This is a genomic window from Larkinella punicea, assembly GCF_003334855.1.
In the GTDB taxonomy this organism is placed as follows: domain Bacteria; phylum Bacteroidota; class Bacteroidia; order Cytophagales; family Spirosomataceae; genus Larkinella; species Larkinella punicea.
Genome location: NZ_QOWE01000034.1, coordinates 35,240 through 49,652 on the forward strand (window position 1 = coordinate 35,240; position 14,413 = coordinate 49,652).

Sequence of the window (14,413 nt, forward strand, 5' to 3'; positions counted from 1 at the left end):
ACTTGATTTAATTGCAAAAAGTGTAAGAAACTCGAAGCTAAGCAAGGGAAAATCAGGGGAAATAGATTTTTAACTATCTAATAGACAATAGGTTATTGTCTTAGTCAATTGGATTGTCAGTGAATATAGAAGGGTTTCGCTTGTCTTCCCTTAATTGAACCCACTTACCGTCAGGTCCGGATACATAACCAGTTGGAGCTTCGTTCCCATTAGGTTGAATCATAAGCAAGTTTGTACTTTCCATATTAGCTTCAAAAAAATCCGCCTTTATAGAATTGTTGAGAAAATCAAAATATCGTCTACTTTTGATCAATTGAGGCTTTTGGACAGTTAATAAATACTTTGGCACATAGATGATTTCTTGAACCGGAAATTTTGTACCATTATGAGTAATATAAACCGGTTGCCAAATTGGGGGCTTTGTAGTAATCTTTGCAATAAATTCAAAATTCGATGTATTTAAATAAGCATCTTCAAGCTTTAATATCTCATCCATCATCTTGAACCGTGAATTGTCGAGATTATTAAATTCAATGAGTAGAATTAATTCAAGTGCCGAATAGGGCTTTCCATCTAATTCTAGTGTTTTTAAATCTTCCGGTAGTACACCTCTTTTAACTGCCATTTGAGGATCGCTACCAAAAACAATTGCAAAATCTTTTATTTCCACTAATTCGTGAGTAATCTGGCGTAGTGAATCGGGCTCAATCCAATTTAAAAGGGCTTCAGCGGACACTTCTTTAATATTGTATAGTCGCACCCCACTATATTTGGCCGACTCTTCCGCTGCAGGCTGAAAACCACTCACTGAAACAACGATTACCCTATCAATACCCTCAAGACGCTCGCATTTTTTAGCGAATGCATCAACCTTTTCGCCTGAAACAGGCTTTCCAAAGTCTTTACACTCAATTGCAATCACAAAATCTTCCCCATTCGCTTTAGTTTTAATGATAACATCAACCTGGCCTTTCCTTTTACTTCCTTTGTATGGAAGTCTTTTATTATGAAGTATCTGAGTATTGGGAACGTCTTTTAATGCTTCATGAAGCACTTTGACGAGTCTCTCTAAAGATTTTCCATCACTACTTTCCCTCTTTGCCATAGCCTAAACTAGTCAACAATGTCGTCAACATGAAAGAAGGCAAGTAGTTAACTGTTTTATAGTCAAATACTTGCCTTCTTCAAAAGTGGTCCCACCGGGAATCGAACCCAGATCTAAAGTTTAGGAAACTTCTATTCTATCCGTTGAACTATGAGACCAGAAAAAACCTGGAAGGTCTTTCGGACCTTTCAGGTTTGAATACTAGTATTATACGCAAAAATGCTTAGAAATCTGTTATTTACCAAAATTGCCGGTATCATCGGCCTCCTCGGCCCAGTTGCCCAGCGGCACCTCCAGCCAGTTGGGGTAGATGGCGTAATGCTTCTCTTTCACCATGGCATACAGCAGGTTACGCAGCTCTTCGATGTTCTCGCGGGTCTCTGCCGAGATGAAAACGACATGCTCCGCTTTTTGCGTTAAATACGTCTTTTTTAAATAATCGAGGGCGGTTTGCTTCCGAATCGCCACCGGCAGATCGTCGTCAAAATCGTCCTCCTGGTGCATCCACTCGTCGCGCGGCTCAAACTGGTCTATTTTGTTGAAAACCAGTACCGTTGGTTTTTCACCCGCCGGGCCGCCAACCCCGATTTCCGTCAGAATATCGTTGACGATCCCAATGTGTTCTTCGAACGACGGATGGGAAACATCCACGACATGCAACAGAATATCGGCTTCGCGCACCTCATCGAGCGTCGATTTGAAGGCTTCGACCAGCGTCGTGGGCAATTTGCGGATGAAACCGACGGTGTCGGTCAGCAGAAACGGGATGTTGCCCAGCACCACTTTGCGAACCGTGGAGTCGACCGTGGCGAACAGCTTGTTTTCGGCAAACACCTCCACTTTGGCGAGCGTCCGCATCAGCGTTGACTTGCCCACGTTGGTGTAGCCCACCAGCGAAACCCGCACCAGCCGGTCCCGTTCCTTGCGCCGGGTGTAGCTCTGTTTATCAATTTTTTCCAGTTTTTCCTTCAGAAACGCGATCCGATCCTGCACAATCCGGCGGTCGGTTTCGAGTTCCTTTTCACCCGGACCCCGGGTTCCCACCCCGGCTTTCATCCGGCTTAAGTGGGTCCACATCCGGGTCAGACGAGGGTACATGTATTGATACTGAGCGAGTTCAACCTGCAATTTCGACTGGGCGGTTTGCGCCCGCATCGCGAAGATGTCCAGAATCAACAAGCTCCGGTCCAGCACTTTGACGTCGGTGAAAGCCGCTTCCAGGTTTCGAACCTGCGAGGGCTTCAAATCGTCATCAAAAATGACCATATCGACCGGGTTATCAATCACGAATGTACGGATCTCTTCCAGTTTCCCTTTCCCTACATACGTTCGGGTGTCGGGCTGGTCGAGTTTCTGGATAAACGACTTGACGGTAATGACGCCCAGCGTCTGGGCCAGAAAGGCCAGTTCGTCCAGGTATTCCTGGGTTTTTTCGGCCGACTGCTTCTGCGTTACCAGGGCCACCAGCACCGCAGTTTCGGGCTGTTTGTGATTTTCAATCATAGAGGAAACTAGTTAGGAAGGTACTGAACGGATCACAGCACCGATTCGACGCACGAATCGCCGATCCCGGGTCCAATAACCTTAAATTACGTGAGAATAAAGAATATAACCGTGGAATACACAAACGGTTTTTAGCGGAAGCGGAAGGGGCCGAAATCGGCAAAGATGTTCATGGGCGTACTACCTTTAAGCGGTACAAAGTTACGCTTTTATTCTCAAAATAATAATACGTTTTCCTTAAACTTTCTTTTTTGGCTAAAATCTTTCAGTACATTTGCAGTCTCAAAGCGAAAAGCCCATGAACACCCTCACCCGCTAAGGGTCCCCTCCACGTCTCCTTCAATCGTCCTGTCTGACTGACCGACGATCTGACATTTCCTTATTCAAGCTGTGTATTACCCGGCGATTCTGTCGCCTGTTTCCCATTTTCATGCCATGACGAAATTTTTTCGCCTGTTACTAGCCGCTTTGCGCGGTACAGAAAATCACTATACCTCCGGTAGCATCAACCGGGCCATTTTCATGCTGTCGGTTCCGATGGTCCTGGAGATGGTGATGGAGTCCCTTTTTGCGGTCGTAGACGTCTTTTTTGTCGCCAAAATCAGTACGGAAGCCGTCGCCACCGTCGGCCTGACCGAGTCGGTTCTGACCATTGTCTATTCCATCGCCATTGGCTTGAGTACGGCCGCTACGGCCCTGGTGTCCCGGCGCGTCGGCGAAGGCAATGCGCGCGAAGCCGGCAAGTCAGTGGCGCAGGTGATTCTGGTTTCCATTGGAATTGCCCTGGTCATCGGAATTCCGGGGGCGGTTTTTTCGCAAGACATTCTGCGGCTGATGGGCGGGAATGAGCAGCTCATTGCCAACGGCTCCGGTTTTACACGGATGATTTTCGCGAGTTCACCCGCCATTATTCTGCTGTATACCCTGAGCGGGTGTTTGCGGGGCGCGGGGGAAGCTTCCACGGCCATGCGGTCGCTCTGGATTGCCAACGGACTCAACATTGCGCTGTGTCCCATTTTCATCTTTGGCTGGGGGCCAATTCCCGAGATGGGCGTGGTCGGTTCCGCCATTGCCACCACGATTGGCCGCTCGGCGGGGGCGGTTTACCAATTATATAGTCTGATGCGAAACGGCCGCATCGTTCAAGTCGCTGCCACTGATTTTCGCCCGCATACCGGCATCATCCGCAACCTGCTGGGCATCGCTGCCGGCGGAACGGCGCAGTTTCTGGTGGGTTCGGCGAGTTGGGTTTTTCTGACGCGGATCCTCTCGACCTTCGGCAGCGATGTCGTTGCGGGCTATACGATTGCCATTCGGATCATGATTTTTACGATCATGCCGTCGTGGGGCATGGCGAACGCAGCCGCAACGCTCGTTGGTCAGAACCTCGGCGCGGGACAACCCGAGCGGGCCGAAACCTCGGCCTGGCGGGCGGCTTTCTGTAACATGCTGTTTCTGCTCGGGGTCGGTATATTGTTCTACACGGGTGCCAGCGAAATCGTCGGCCTGTTCAACCGCGACCCGAAGGTGGTGGAGATCGCGGTGCAGTGCCTGCGGATTTTCTGTCTGGGCTACGTTTTTTTCGCCTACGGCATGGTCATCAGCCAGGCACTGAACGGAGCCGGGGATACCCGAACGCCAACGCTCATCAACGTGGTCTGTTTCTGGGTGATCGAAATACCGCTGGCGTATCTGCTGGCGAATACATTTAACTGGGGACCGGAAGGTGTGTTCTGGTCGGTGGCCTTCAGTGAATCGTTGCTGGCGGTGATTGCGGTTTTGGTTTTCCGGCGGGGACGCTGGAAATTGGTGAAGGTGTAACAAAATTCGGTCAGCGGTTTTTCAGCACAAACCGCTGACCGGCCTTCGCCCGGTTACATTAGGTACTTAAAATCTGCAAATACGTTAGTCTCAGTTCCTGTAGGTTCGCGGCTATGGGTGCACCGTCGAACGCTTCCAGCGGCAAATCGGTTCGTTTTCCTTCCCGATCAATCAGGAACGCCGAAATTATCTGAAAACCAGCAGTATACAATTGATTGACGAGTTCCATTTGATGGTCGATCTCCGTTGAGAAGAGCTTAACCGTGAACTTCTCGCCGTGCGACGACAACAGGGAGATGTAAAGCCACATGAAAGTAAGGGTAGGATGGTATCACTAAACCCTGACAAATTTGAAGCCACGGCGGTCGGTAAACGGAAATAGTGAGTGAATGGTCCCTGGATACATAAATATTTAGCGTGGTGAGGAGTCAATCCTGTGTAGTTACAATCAAAGCTGTATTATTTTACGAAAAATCAGTCTTTTCCAATGAACCTTCGGTAAAACCTGATTTTTACAAACTTTTCCCTAAACTTGCTGCATTGTTCACCAGTTTCGAAACCCCATCCTGCATTTTTTGGGACCCATGAAAGATTACATTCGCCCGATTAATCGCCTGCTCGTCGCCAACCGGGGCGAAATCGCCATCCGCATCATGCGGGCCGCTACCGAGTTAGGAATCACTACCGTCGCCGTTTACACCTACGAAGACCGGTATTCACTTCACCGTTACAAAGCCGATGAAGCCTACCAGATTGGTCGCGACGACGAACCGCTGAAACCCTATCTGGACATTGAAGGCATCATCAAGCTGGCGAAACACAAAAAAATCGATGCCATTCATCCGGGCTATGGCTTTTTGTCGGAGAACGTGACGCTGGCGCGCCGGTGCCGGGAAGAAGGCATCATTTTCGTGGGACCGACGCCGGAAGCCATGGAAGCGCTGGGCGATAAAGTCCGGGCCAAAAACCTGGCGACCAAAGCCGACGTGCCGATGATTCCCGACAGCCGGATCGATATATCAGACTACGCCATCGCGATTTCCGAAGCCAAACGAATCGGTTTTCCGGTGATGATCAAAGCCGTTGCCGGTGGGGGAGGACGTGGTATGCGCGTGGTTCGGGAAGAAGGGGAATTTGAGAAGTCCTTCAACGAAGCCCGCAACGAAGCGAAGAATGCTTTTGGAGATGATACCATTTTTCTGGAAAAATTCGTCATCGATCCCAAGCACATCGAAGTGCAGTTGCTGGGCGATACGCACGGAAATATTGTCCACCTCTACGAACGGGATTGCTCGGTACAACGTCGTTTTCAGAAGGTTGTCGAAGTGGCACCCTCGTTTGGACTGAAACAGCAAACGAAAAATAAACTGTATGAATATGCCCTGAAAATCGGGCGTCAGGCCAATTATTCCAATGCCGGTACGGTGGAATTTCTGGTCGATAAACAGGAAAATATCTACTTTATCGAAGTCAATCCGCGGATTCAGGTCGAGCACACCATCACGGAGGAAGTGACCGGTATCGATCTGGTGCGGACACAGATTCTGATTGCGATGGGGTATAAATTGTCGGACAACGGCATTTACATCAACCACCAGGACGAGATTCCGCTGAACGGCTACGCCATCCAGTGCCGGATTACGACGGAAGACCCCGCCAACGGGTTTCGTCCCGACTTCGGAACCATCATCGCCTACCGCAACGCGGCCGGTTTTGGCATTCGGCTCGACGAAGGCAGTTCGTATCCCGGCGTGAAAATTTCGCCGTATTTCGATTCGATGATCGTGAAGGTTTCGGCGCGGGGCCGAACGCTTCGCGGAGCCACCCAACGGCTCAAACGGGCATTGGTCGAATTCCGGATTCGCGGAGTAAAAACCAACATCCCGTTCCTGCTGAACGTGATCGATCACCCGATTTTCCAGGCGGGTGATGCCAGGGTGTCGTTCATCGAAAACCACCCCGAACTGTTTGACCTCCGCAAACCGAAAGACCGCTCGACGCGCGCGCTGAATTACCTGGCAGATGTGATCGTCAACGGGAATCCGGAAGTGAAAGTGAAACCGGGATCGAAAGGGCCTACCCAAAAATTCCGGACGCCGATTATTCCGATTTTCGACCGGTTTGGCGACTATCCGAAAGGAAACAAAGACCGTTTGACGGAACTGGGACGCGATAAGTTTGTGGAGTGGGTGCGCGATCAGAAACCGGTTTTGTATACCGATACCACCTTCCGCGACGGCCACCAGTCGTTGCTCGCAACGCGGGTACGGACGAAAGATCTGCTGAATGTGGCCGAAGGTTTCGCCAAAAACCACCCGGAATTGTTCTCGATGGAAGTCTGGGGGGGCGCAACATTTGATGTAGCCATGCGGTTTTTGCACGAAAATCCGTGGACGCGTTTGAAGAAATTCCGCGAGGCCATGCCGAACATGCTCCTGCAAATGCTGTTTCGCGGTTCCAATGCCGTCGGATATTCCGCTTATCCGGACAATCTGATTGAGAAATTCGTAGAGAAATCGTGGGAGTCCGGCATCGACGTTTTCCGGATTTTCGACTCCCTGAACTGGGTCGAAGCTATGAAAGTTAGCATCAAAGCTGTTCGGGAACGCACCGATGCGTTGGCCGAAGCCGCGATTTGCTACACCGGCGACATGCTGGCTCCCGATCAGAAGAAATACACCTTACAGTATTACCTCGATATGGCCCGCCAGTTGGAGGACGAAGGGGCGCATTTGCTGGCCATCAAGGACATGGCCGGTTTGCTGAAACCGCTGGCGGCCGAGGTGCTGGTGCGGGAACTGAAGCAAGCCGTCAGCATCCCGGTTCACCTGCACACGCACGACACCTCGTCGATTCAGGCGGCAACCTATCTGAAAGCCGTTGATGCCGGGGTCGATATTGTGGATTGTGCGCTTGGCGCTTTGTCGGGGCTGACGTCACAACCGAATTTTAACTCAGTGGTGGCAATGTTGCAGGGACACGAGCGTGAAAGTGAAATTAACCTGAATTCGCTGAATGCCTATTCCAACTACTGGGAAGATGTTCGGGAATGGTATTATCCGTTTGAGTCGGGCATGAAGGCCGGCAGTGCGGAGGTCTACCAGAACGAAATACCGGGTGGGCAATACTCGAACCTGAAACCGCAGTCGATTGCGCTGGGTCTGGGCGACAAGTTCGAAACGTTGAAGAAAAACTACGTGGTTGTCAACAAGATGTTCGGGGATATTGTCAAGGTGACACCATCGTCGAAAGTGGTGGGCGACATGGCGCTGTTCATGACGTCCAACAACCTGACGGCGGAGGATGTCATGAAGAAAGGCGCATCGCTTTCATTCCCGGAATCGGTCAAAGGCTTCTTCAAAGGTGAGTTGGGTCAACCCTACGGCGGTTTTCCGTCGGAAATTCAGGAGATCGTTTTGAAAGGCGAAGAACCGCTGACCGGTCGTCCGAATGAAAAACTGAGCCCGATTAATTTTGAGGAAGACTTCAAAAAGTTTGAAGAGAAATTTCCGATGAACGAGGGCTTTCTGGATTACCTCTCGTACCAGATGTATCCGAAAGTCTACGAAGAGTACTACAAGGCCGTTCAGCAACACGGTGATGTCAGCATCATTCCAACCCCGGCGTTTTTGTACGGTTTGAAGGAAAACGAGGAAATCCTGATCGAGATCGATGAGGGCAAAAATATTCTCGTGCGGCTGCTGTATGTGTCGGAACCCGACGAACACGGTAACCGGATGGTGACGTTTGAACTCAACGGCCAAAGCCGCCAGGTTCAGGTGCGCGACCGGTCGCAGAAAGTCGAGTTTGAGGCCAATGCCAAAGTCAGCAAGGACGGCGACGTGGGTTCTCCGCTACAAGGCCGTCTGACCAAGATTCTGGTCAAACCGGGTGATGTCATTGCCAAAAACCAGCCGTTGTTCGTCATCGAAGCCATGAAAATGGAAAGCATCGTGGCCGCACCCAAAGCCGGAACCGTCAAGCAGGTGATCCTGAAAGAGGGAACGGTGGTGGTGCAGGACGACTGGGTCGTGGAATTGGCGTAACCGAAAAATTAAAAACAATCCCGTCGGGATGATTCATTTTGTAGCAAGCGTGTCCGTAGAAAACCAAACAATCCCGTAGGGATGGATGACCGATCGCGTAGTTACAAGATGAACCATCCCTACGGGATTCATCCGCCATATAAGTGGACATGGTTCCGCAAAAGCCCCCTTTAGGGGGTTGGGGGCAATTTATCCGAATGACCAAGCGATTTTTCCGGATTGACCACATCCCGAATCATTTGCTTTAACTCCTTGATTTCCGGAAATCGTCCCGCTTCCTTCCGGTCAAAAATCTTCTTGCCGTCAATCTGAACCGAAAACCGTCCGCTGATTTCCGACGGGTGGAGCAGTACGCCGTGAACATCTTCGGTAAAAGTGGTTAATATTTCCTGCGCCATCCAGGCTGAACGCATCAGCCAGCCACATTTTGGGCAGTATTCGAGGGTAACAATGGGTTTCATTCTGTTTTCTGGGTTGGATTTTTGTGAACATCCCGAAAGCGCAACATGTCGCTCAACTGCTGCTCCTTGTCGTTGTCAAAACCACACGTTGAGTTGAACTCCTTCGGATTCTGATAGGTTCCAAACAGCATGTCCCACCAGACAATATCGCCATAATTGTTGGTGTGTTTGTTGTACTCGTGGTGAATCCTGTGCATTTCGGGGCGCTGAAAAATATAACCGATCCAGCGGGGTGTCTTTACGTTGGTGTGGTAAAAAAACTCACCCAGGGCGGTGCAAAGCGTGTAAATTGCACCAGCTTCGGGACTCAGGCCCAGCAACGTATACACCAGCAAACTGCCAATCACCGAGTTCACCGTCATTTCCAGCGGGTGTTTGTAAAAAGAGGTGATGACTTCGATCCGTTGCGGACTGTGGTGAATCTGGTGGAAGTGCGTCCAGAGAAAATCGATTGTGTGCCGCCAGCGGTGCCACCAGTAAAACACAAAGGTAGCGATGAAATAGGCGATGATGCCACCCCAAACCGGATTGACATGCCTTGACAACGCAAACAGCGAATGGCTCGACAACCACTGTTCCCACGTAAAACCCGCCAGCAGAACCACCAGCAACTGAATGAAATTAACCGCCAAAACGCGGATGGTCCAGGTCGGAACCGGCGGTAGTTTCCAGCCGGGGAAAAACCGTTCGAGCAGAAAGCAGAAAGCGAAGGTGACAAAAATAACCGGTAGCATGGCCGTAGCGGGATTTGGTGAACAGCCAAAGTAACCTACTGCCAGTCCGTGAAAAATTGACAAATATCAAGTTCGGTTCAACTCATTCAGACTATATTGGCCCGTAACCGGCTTACGGTTTCTGGTGACAAGCCCAGGTGGGAAGCAATGTATTTTAGCGGAAGCCGCCTGCAACTATCCGGAAAATCAGCCAGCAACTGCGTATATCGTTCCCGAGCCGACTGCATCCGGAGGTTCTGCGCCCGTCGTTCGCTCAGCAAATAATACCGTTCGGTCAGCAAGCGTCCCACTTTGTTAAATTCGGGAAAGGCGTCGTAAAACCGCTGGAGCTGGTCGTACGTTATGGACCATAACACGCTGTCTTCCAGTAATTCAATGTATTCCTGAGCGGGTTGTCGGGAATAAAAGCTAACGATTGAGATAATGAAATCCGATTCCTTCATAAACCAGGAGGTTACTTCCCGGTCTTCTTTCAGGTAATAGCCGCGGGCGACCCCTTTTTCGATGAAGAAAATCCGCTCGCTCACCTGTCCGGGTTGCAGCAGCCAGTGACGCCGGGGCAGTTCGTGCCGACGAAGCGTTTGTCGCAAAGCGTTTTCCAGGGGTTCGGAGATGGCTTGCAGTTGCCGGATAACGCTCAGTAAAGTTTCCATTTCGGTAGACGGACCTGACAAAGGGATTTTTAAACAAAGATTGCAAAAATCATTTCTTTCCTCGTACTTGGTTGTTGTTAAATCACTTACGATCATGGAAAACCAACCCTACAACAACCCGCTGCCTCCGTCATCGGTGACACCCCTCAGCCCTTCCGACGAGCGCCTGTGGGGAATGCTGGCCCACCTCAGTGCTTTAGCCGGTTTTATCATCCCCTTTGGCAACGTCATCGGCCCCGTGGTGGTTTGGCAGATTCAGAAAGACAAATCGGCGTTCGTCGATTATCACGGCAAAGAAGCCGTGAATTTTCAGATTACGATGACGATTGCATTTTGCATTGCCCTGCTGCTGATCATTGTCGTCATTGGTTTTCCCATTCTGATTGTGCTGGGCATCCTGAGTCTCGTTTTCTCCGTGATTGCCGGGGTGAAAGCCAATAATGGCGAATATTACAAGTATCCGTTCACCTTTCGCTTTATTAACTGACCATTCGGTCGCCGATGTTTTTTTCGGGTAACGGGTTTCGTATTTTTGCTGGAAATTACGACACCAAGTCACCTTCAATGAGCTCTACGTATTCTGGCCCGCCAACCGCGGTGAATAAATTTGTGCCCTTATCCGACGGTTTGCCCGGTCACGGTTTTCTGAAAATGGCCCGGCGATTGGCGGGATTGTGCTTATTTCTCCTTCCATATGTCGCCCAGGCACAGCCGAAACCGCAACCGTTGGGCACCTGGTTTATCGGCACGGTTCAACTGCCCGCCCGCGAACGGGGCTGGGGCGGTTTTGTCGAAGGCCAGGTGCGGTCGAATACCCTGTTCGATCAGGTCAATTACTACGAAGTGAAAGGAGGAATCAGCTACGATTTAGGTCCGGCTTTTTCGGCGATGGTGGCAACAGGCCGGTATCATACCTACAATTTCCGGGATCTGGCCGACGGCCCGCAGGTGCTTGAAACCCGCCTGTGGGAACAGATTACGATGAGCCAGAATGTGGAGCGGTTGAAGTTCGAGCATCGTTACCGGGTCGAGCAGCGGTGGTTTGGCGAATCGACACCGGAAAACGTGGCGATTCAGGGCCGGTTCCGCAACCGGGTTCGTTACCGGATGAACCTCATGATTCCGCTAAACGCCATGACCATCCAACCCAAAACCGTGTTTGTATCGATTTACGATGAACTGTTCCTGAACTTCAAGGCACCCCACCTCGAACGAAACCGGGTTTATGCCGGCCTGGGTTACCAGATCGACCGCAACTGGATCGTTCAGGCCGGTTGGGTCAATCAATACGACCAGGCTCCGGTCAACATTGGCGACAAAAATAACGTGGTGCTATCGGTTATGTACCGTCTCCACCGCAAAAATGGCGAGCGTGAGCGGCTGCCGACGCAAGTGGATTGACGGTTTAAACCAATTCAAAACCACGGTCGGCGGACTTTGAAGGATCTTTTCATGCCGCGAATGAGCAGGAAAGCACCAAGGACGCCAAAGATGATGGCCAGGATGGTGATGTTCAGAACGGCAAAAACGATGGCGACCCCAATGACCGGGATCGACGCCTTGAGTTGCCACGGGATGCGTTGCCACCAGTTGAGTTTCTTCCGGGGTTTCAGCCCCAGAATTTCCCGCAGCGTTTTCTTCTTGCCGGTTTTAGGCCGGGGTTGCGGTAAGGCATTCGTTTCGAATGCACTCATTCCCTGATTGACCAGCGTCGAGGTGGCCTGCCGGGCGTGGTGCTGAACCGACCGGATGGGCGGAACTACGGCCGATGATGCGTGAAATTCCGGCAGCGGAGCTTCGGATTCTTCGGGAACCGTCGCGATTCGGGGCCATTCGATGGCCTGAACGACAACTGAGTCGGTTTCGGCGATCACCGGTTTGGGGATGCCGGACGAGCGAAACGACTCGACGGGAATGGGCTGGAATCGTGCGTAGGGACGATGACAGGAAGCGGTAACGAAACAGAAAAGGGCGGCAATCGGCGCAAAGGCACTTTTTCTCATCAGGCTGGACGAAGATTCAGGATGCAAAACCTGCCTTTACAACGAAACCGATCCGCGGGTTTATACTTTCTGAACCAGAAAATATGATCAAAAAAAGACCTGTATGGTTGATTAGTCCCTACAGGTCTGAAAGTCAATGTCTTAGATTTTCTGAAATTTTCCGAGCGGAGCGGATTATTTAGGTGCTGTTCCGCTTTGGGGAGCCGTTGCCGGTGCGGGTGCTTGCTGAGCGGGAGCCTGCAAACCTGCCCCTGGAACCGTTTTCGTAGCCGCAGCATCCACGTTGGCGCTGTTGATGGTGGAGCCAACAGGGTTCCGATCGATCACGATGTAGGTAGAAAGTGTCAATACCATGATGGCGATACCGAGTCCCCAGGTAACCTGTTCCAGTAAATCGGTGGTTTTCTTAACCCCCATCAACTGGTTGGAGCCGAGGCCACCAAATTCGCCGGATAAACCGCCCCCTTTTGAATTTTGAATGAGTACGACTAAAATCAGAAGTACGGTACAGATACAAATTAATACAATGATTGCCGTTAGCATTTCGATTTGCCCTTGCGGTTATTTAAGTAAGCGTATTGTTAAGTAAAAAGAGTCGTTTTATTGATCTTTTGGCTTCTTGAGAGCCTCAATTTTCTCCGCAAAATAAACCTTTTTTTCCGGATTTTTCAACATAAGTTTCACGTAAATGTCAATCGCACGCTCCGACTTGCCCTGTCGGGCGAGAATCTGGGCGAATGCTTCGGTGATGGGGGCACCCGAATTGACCGGCATCCGGCGGGTCAGGTCTTCCTGGTCGGCCTGTTCGCTGGTGTGCATGCGCGGACGTTGGATCATGGGTTCCCGTTTGATGAAATCCTCGATAATCAGGAGTTGACGGTGTCGCTCGGGGTCCGGCACCGAATCCGGTTTCGGTTCTTCGACGGTCGATTCCTGCTGTTCCAACGTCGTTTGGAGGACTTTCTCCGCAATAATCACCTCGTCAATCATCGGTAGAATTACTTCCATTGTCTCAGGGGGGCTGTCGATTTCGTCTGCCGGGCTTTCAACCACCGGAAGTTCACCCACCGATTTGGCAAAATCAAAAATGGGATTGGCGAAAAACGTATGGGTTTGCTCCGCTTTCCGTTTGAACAATTCGTAGCTTTCTTTCGTGTAATCGTCGGGAATGGGCACCTGCTTGAGCGACAACTCATTCAGGCGACTCAACAGGTTTTCGGACCATTGAAATTCATTCTCAATCAGTTTCCGCAGCGCATTGCGGCTCAGCGCGTGAGCGGCAGCCTGCCGGACATACTCGATGGCGTGGCTTTTCTGGTGAACGGAGGTTGCCTTGGCCGCCAGCAAATACAGCGACTGACAATAGGGGTAATCGTCAATGGCTTCCTTTAATTGTTGTAAATCAGTGGGTAACAGTTCTTCGGGGTGGGTTACCCAAAAGGAAAAAGTTTCTTTGTCCAATTTGTTCATTGGATGGAAGGGTAGGGAGGTGGTGTCGCTTTGGTCAAATTTAACAAATTGAAACCGGGTTTCTACCAGTCTGCGGCTGTTTTATTGAAAATATCCAACACCAACTGATCCTGAATTTTGGGTACGAGACGGCTTTCACTCTGGGTGAGCGTCTGGTTGGCCGGAAAATCCTGGTAAAATGAAAAAGGCTGGTCAAAATTCTTCGTTTCGTCTTTCGAATTGGAAAACCGCACCTGAACGGTGACCTGCAAACGGTTCTGAGCCGCCTGATCCGAAGCCGTTGCGGCCACGGGCAAAACGTCGTAGCCGGTGATGGAGCCTTCCAGCACAATGTCGCCGTTGGACGGCACCACTTTCATGTTGGTATACCGCTGGTAATATTCTTTCAGCTTTTCCGTAAACGTCAACGTCAGGTTGGCCGGGCCACCAGCCGCCGAAGTCGTGAACGTGTTGATGGTGATGGTCTTGATATTCGGATCGAGCGTCGTGCCGGTAAACGAATACTTTCCGCAGGAAAGAGATAAAAGTGAAAAATTAAAAGTTAAAAATAATGCCAATCCTCGGGAGAAATACTTCTTATGGGTCGAATTGAGTAATCCGGACGTCTTATTTTTAAT

The 14,413-nt window shown here is 50.6% G+C and carries 14 protein-coding genes and 1 tRNA gene; 4 read left to right on the forward strand and 11 right to left on the reverse strand.

Annotated elements, in window-relative coordinates; translation table 11 throughout:
• Positions 1 to 100 precede the first annotated feature (100 nt).
• The 3 genes from DUE52_RS29725 to hflX form a co-directional block, all read right to left on the reverse strand.
• Complete coding sequence (locus DUE52_RS29725; RefSeq protein ID WP_114409766.1) at positions 101 to 1,105, reverse strand: restriction endonuclease; 1,005 nt, start codon at positions 1,103 to 1,105, stop codon at positions 101 to 103.
• A gap of 86 nt (positions 1,106 to 1,191) precedes the next feature.
• Positions 1,192 to 1,263 (reverse strand) — tRNA-Arg (locus DUE52_RS29730).
• Between the two features lie 76 nt (positions 1,264 to 1,339).
• Positions 1,340 to 2,608 (reverse strand): GTPase HflX, encoded by a 1,269-nt coding sequence (gene hflX / locus DUE52_RS29735; protein WP_114409768.1) that lies wholly within the window; start codon positions 2,606 to 2,608, stop codon positions 1,340 to 1,342.
• Between the two features lie 435 nt (positions 2,609 to 3,043).
• On the opposite strand from hflX, the gene DUE52_RS29740 reads away from it, so the two are divergent.
• The gene (locus DUE52_RS29740; RefSeq protein ID WP_114409821.1) at positions 3,044 to 4,429 is read left to right on the forward strand and encodes an MATE family efflux transporter; all 1,386 of its coding nucleotides are present in this window, start codon (positions 3,044 to 3,046) and stop codon (positions 4,427 to 4,429) included.
• Between the two features lie 58 nt (positions 4,430 to 4,487).
• Here DUE52_RS29740 and DUE52_RS29745 read toward each other — a convergent pair whose 3' ends face one another.
• Entirely contained in the window at positions 4,488 to 4,739 is a 252-nt protein-coding gene (locus tag DUE52_RS29745) for a hypothetical protein (protein ID WP_114409770.1), read from the reverse strand.
• A gap of 274 nt (positions 4,740 to 5,013) precedes the next feature.
• Between DUE52_RS29745 and DUE52_RS29750 the strand changes: the two genes are divergently transcribed.
• Positions 5,014 to 8,475, forward strand: a complete 3,462-nt coding sequence (locus tag DUE52_RS29750; RefSeq protein ID WP_114409772.1) for a pyruvate carboxylase — start codon at positions 5,014 to 5,016, stop codon at positions 8,473 to 8,475.
• A 170-nt stretch (positions 8,476 to 8,645) separates the two neighbouring features.
• Here the strand turns inward: DUE52_RS29750 and DUE52_RS29755 are convergent, their stop codons facing one another.
• From DUE52_RS29755 to DUE52_RS29765, 3 genes are all read right to left on the reverse strand, one after another.
• Positions 8,646 to 8,936: an Rdx family protein gene (locus DUE52_RS29755; RefSeq protein ID WP_114409774.1), complete on the reverse strand. Its 291-nt coding sequence runs from the start codon at positions 8,934 to 8,936 to the stop codon at positions 8,646 to 8,648.
• Positions 8,933 to 9,670, reverse strand: a complete 738-nt coding sequence (locus DUE52_RS29760) for a sterol desaturase family protein (protein WP_114409776.1) — start codon at positions 9,668 to 9,670, stop codon at positions 8,933 to 8,935. The genes DUE52_RS29755 and DUE52_RS29760 overlap by 4 nt, the downstream gene beginning before the upstream one ends.
• A gap of 86 nt (positions 9,671 to 9,756) precedes the next feature.
• Positions 9,757 to 10,323: a Crp/Fnr family transcriptional regulator gene (locus DUE52_RS29765; protein ID WP_114409778.1), complete on the reverse strand. Its 567-nt coding sequence runs from the start codon at positions 10,321 to 10,323 to the stop codon at positions 9,757 to 9,759.
• Between the two features lie 94 nt (positions 10,324 to 10,417).
• Here DUE52_RS29765 and DUE52_RS29770 point away from each other — a divergent pair, with 94 nt between their 5' ends.
• On the forward strand, positions 10,418 to 10,810 hold the full coding sequence (locus tag DUE52_RS29770; RefSeq protein WP_114409779.1) for a DUF4870 domain-containing protein: 393 nt from the start codon (positions 10,418 to 10,420) through the stop codon (positions 10,808 to 10,810).
• Positions 10,811 to 10,887: 77 nt separating this feature from the next.
• Positions 10,888 to 11,724, forward strand: a complete 837-nt coding sequence (locus DUE52_RS29775; RefSeq protein WP_229312358.1) for a DUF2490 domain-containing protein — start codon at positions 10,888 to 10,890, stop codon at positions 11,722 to 11,724.
• A gap of 14 nt (positions 11,725 to 11,738) precedes the next feature.
• On the opposite strand, the gene DUE52_RS29780 is transcribed toward DUE52_RS29775, so the two are convergent.
• The 4 genes from DUE52_RS29780 to DUE52_RS29795 form a co-directional block, all read right to left on the reverse strand.
• A complete protein-coding gene (locus tag DUE52_RS29780) occupies positions 11,739 to 12,326 on the reverse strand; it encodes a hypothetical protein (RefSeq protein WP_114409781.1) in 588 nt (195 codons plus the stop codon).
• A 174-nt stretch (positions 12,327 to 12,500) separates the two neighbouring features.
• Positions 12,501 to 12,869 carry a preprotein translocase subunit SecG gene (gene secG, locus DUE52_RS29785; RefSeq protein ID WP_114409783.1) on the reverse strand — a complete coding sequence of 123 codons (369 nt, stop codon included), beginning with the start codon at positions 12,867 to 12,869 and terminating at the stop codon, positions 12,501 to 12,503.
• 57 nt (positions 12,870 to 12,926) lie between these two features.
• The gene (locus DUE52_RS29790) at positions 12,927 to 13,796 is read right to left on the reverse strand and encodes a DUF8458 domain-containing protein (RefSeq protein WP_114409785.1); all 870 of its coding nucleotides are present in this window, start codon (positions 13,794 to 13,796) and stop codon (positions 12,927 to 12,929) included.
• 62 nt (positions 13,797 to 13,858) lie between these two features.
• Complete coding sequence (locus DUE52_RS29795; protein WP_229312359.1) at positions 13,859 to 14,353, reverse strand: LptE family protein; 495 nt, start codon at positions 14,351 to 14,353, stop codon at positions 13,859 to 13,861.
• Positions 14,354 to 14,413 lie beyond the last annotated feature (60 nt).

Coding starts and splice junctions, on each gene's coding strand:
- DUE52_RS29725 (WP_114409766.1), bottom strand. CDS start 1,105: ATGGCAAAGAGGGAAAGTAGTGATGGAAAATCTTTAGAGAGACTCGTC.
- hflX (WP_114409768.1), bottom strand. CDS start 2,608: ATGATTGAAAATCACAAACAGCCCGAAACTGCGGTGCTGGTGGCCCTG.
- DUE52_RS29740 (WP_114409821.1), top strand. CDS start 3,044: ATGACGAAATTTTTTCGCCTGTTACTAGCCGCTTTGCGCGGTACAGAA.
- DUE52_RS29745 (WP_114409770.1), bottom strand. CDS start 4,739: ATGTGGCTTTACATCTCCCTGTTGTCGTCGCACGGCGAGAAGTTCACG.
- DUE52_RS29750 (WP_114409772.1), top strand. CDS start 5,014: ATGAAAGATTACATTCGCCCGATTAATCGCCTGCTCGTCGCCAACCGG.
- DUE52_RS29755 (WP_114409774.1), bottom strand. CDS start 8,936: ATGAAACCCATTGTTACCCTCGAATACTGCCCAAAATGTGGCTGGCTG.
- DUE52_RS29760 (WP_114409776.1), bottom strand. CDS start 9,670: ATGCTACCGGTTATTTTTGTCACCTTCGCTTTCTGCTTTCTGCTCGAA.
- DUE52_RS29765 (WP_114409778.1), bottom strand. CDS start 10,323: ATGGAAACTTTACTGAGCGTTATCCGGCAACTGCAAGCCATCTCCGAA.
- DUE52_RS29770 (WP_114409779.1), top strand. CDS start 10,418: ATGGAAAACCAACCCTACAACAACCCGCTGCCTCCGTCATCGGTGACA.
- DUE52_RS29775 (WP_229312358.1), top strand. CDS start 10,888: ATGAGCTCTACGTATTCTGGCCCGCCAACCGCGGTGAATAAATTTGTG.
- DUE52_RS29780 (WP_114409781.1), bottom strand. CDS start 12,326: ATGAGAAAAAGTGCCTTTGCGCCGATTGCCGCCCTTTTCTGTTTCGTT.
- secG (WP_114409783.1), bottom strand. CDS start 12,869: ATGCTAACGGCAATCATTGTATTAATTTGTATCTGTACCGTACTTCTG.
- DUE52_RS29790 (WP_114409785.1), bottom strand. CDS start 13,796: ATGAACAAATTGGACAAAGAAACTTTTTCCTTTTGGGTAACCCACCCC.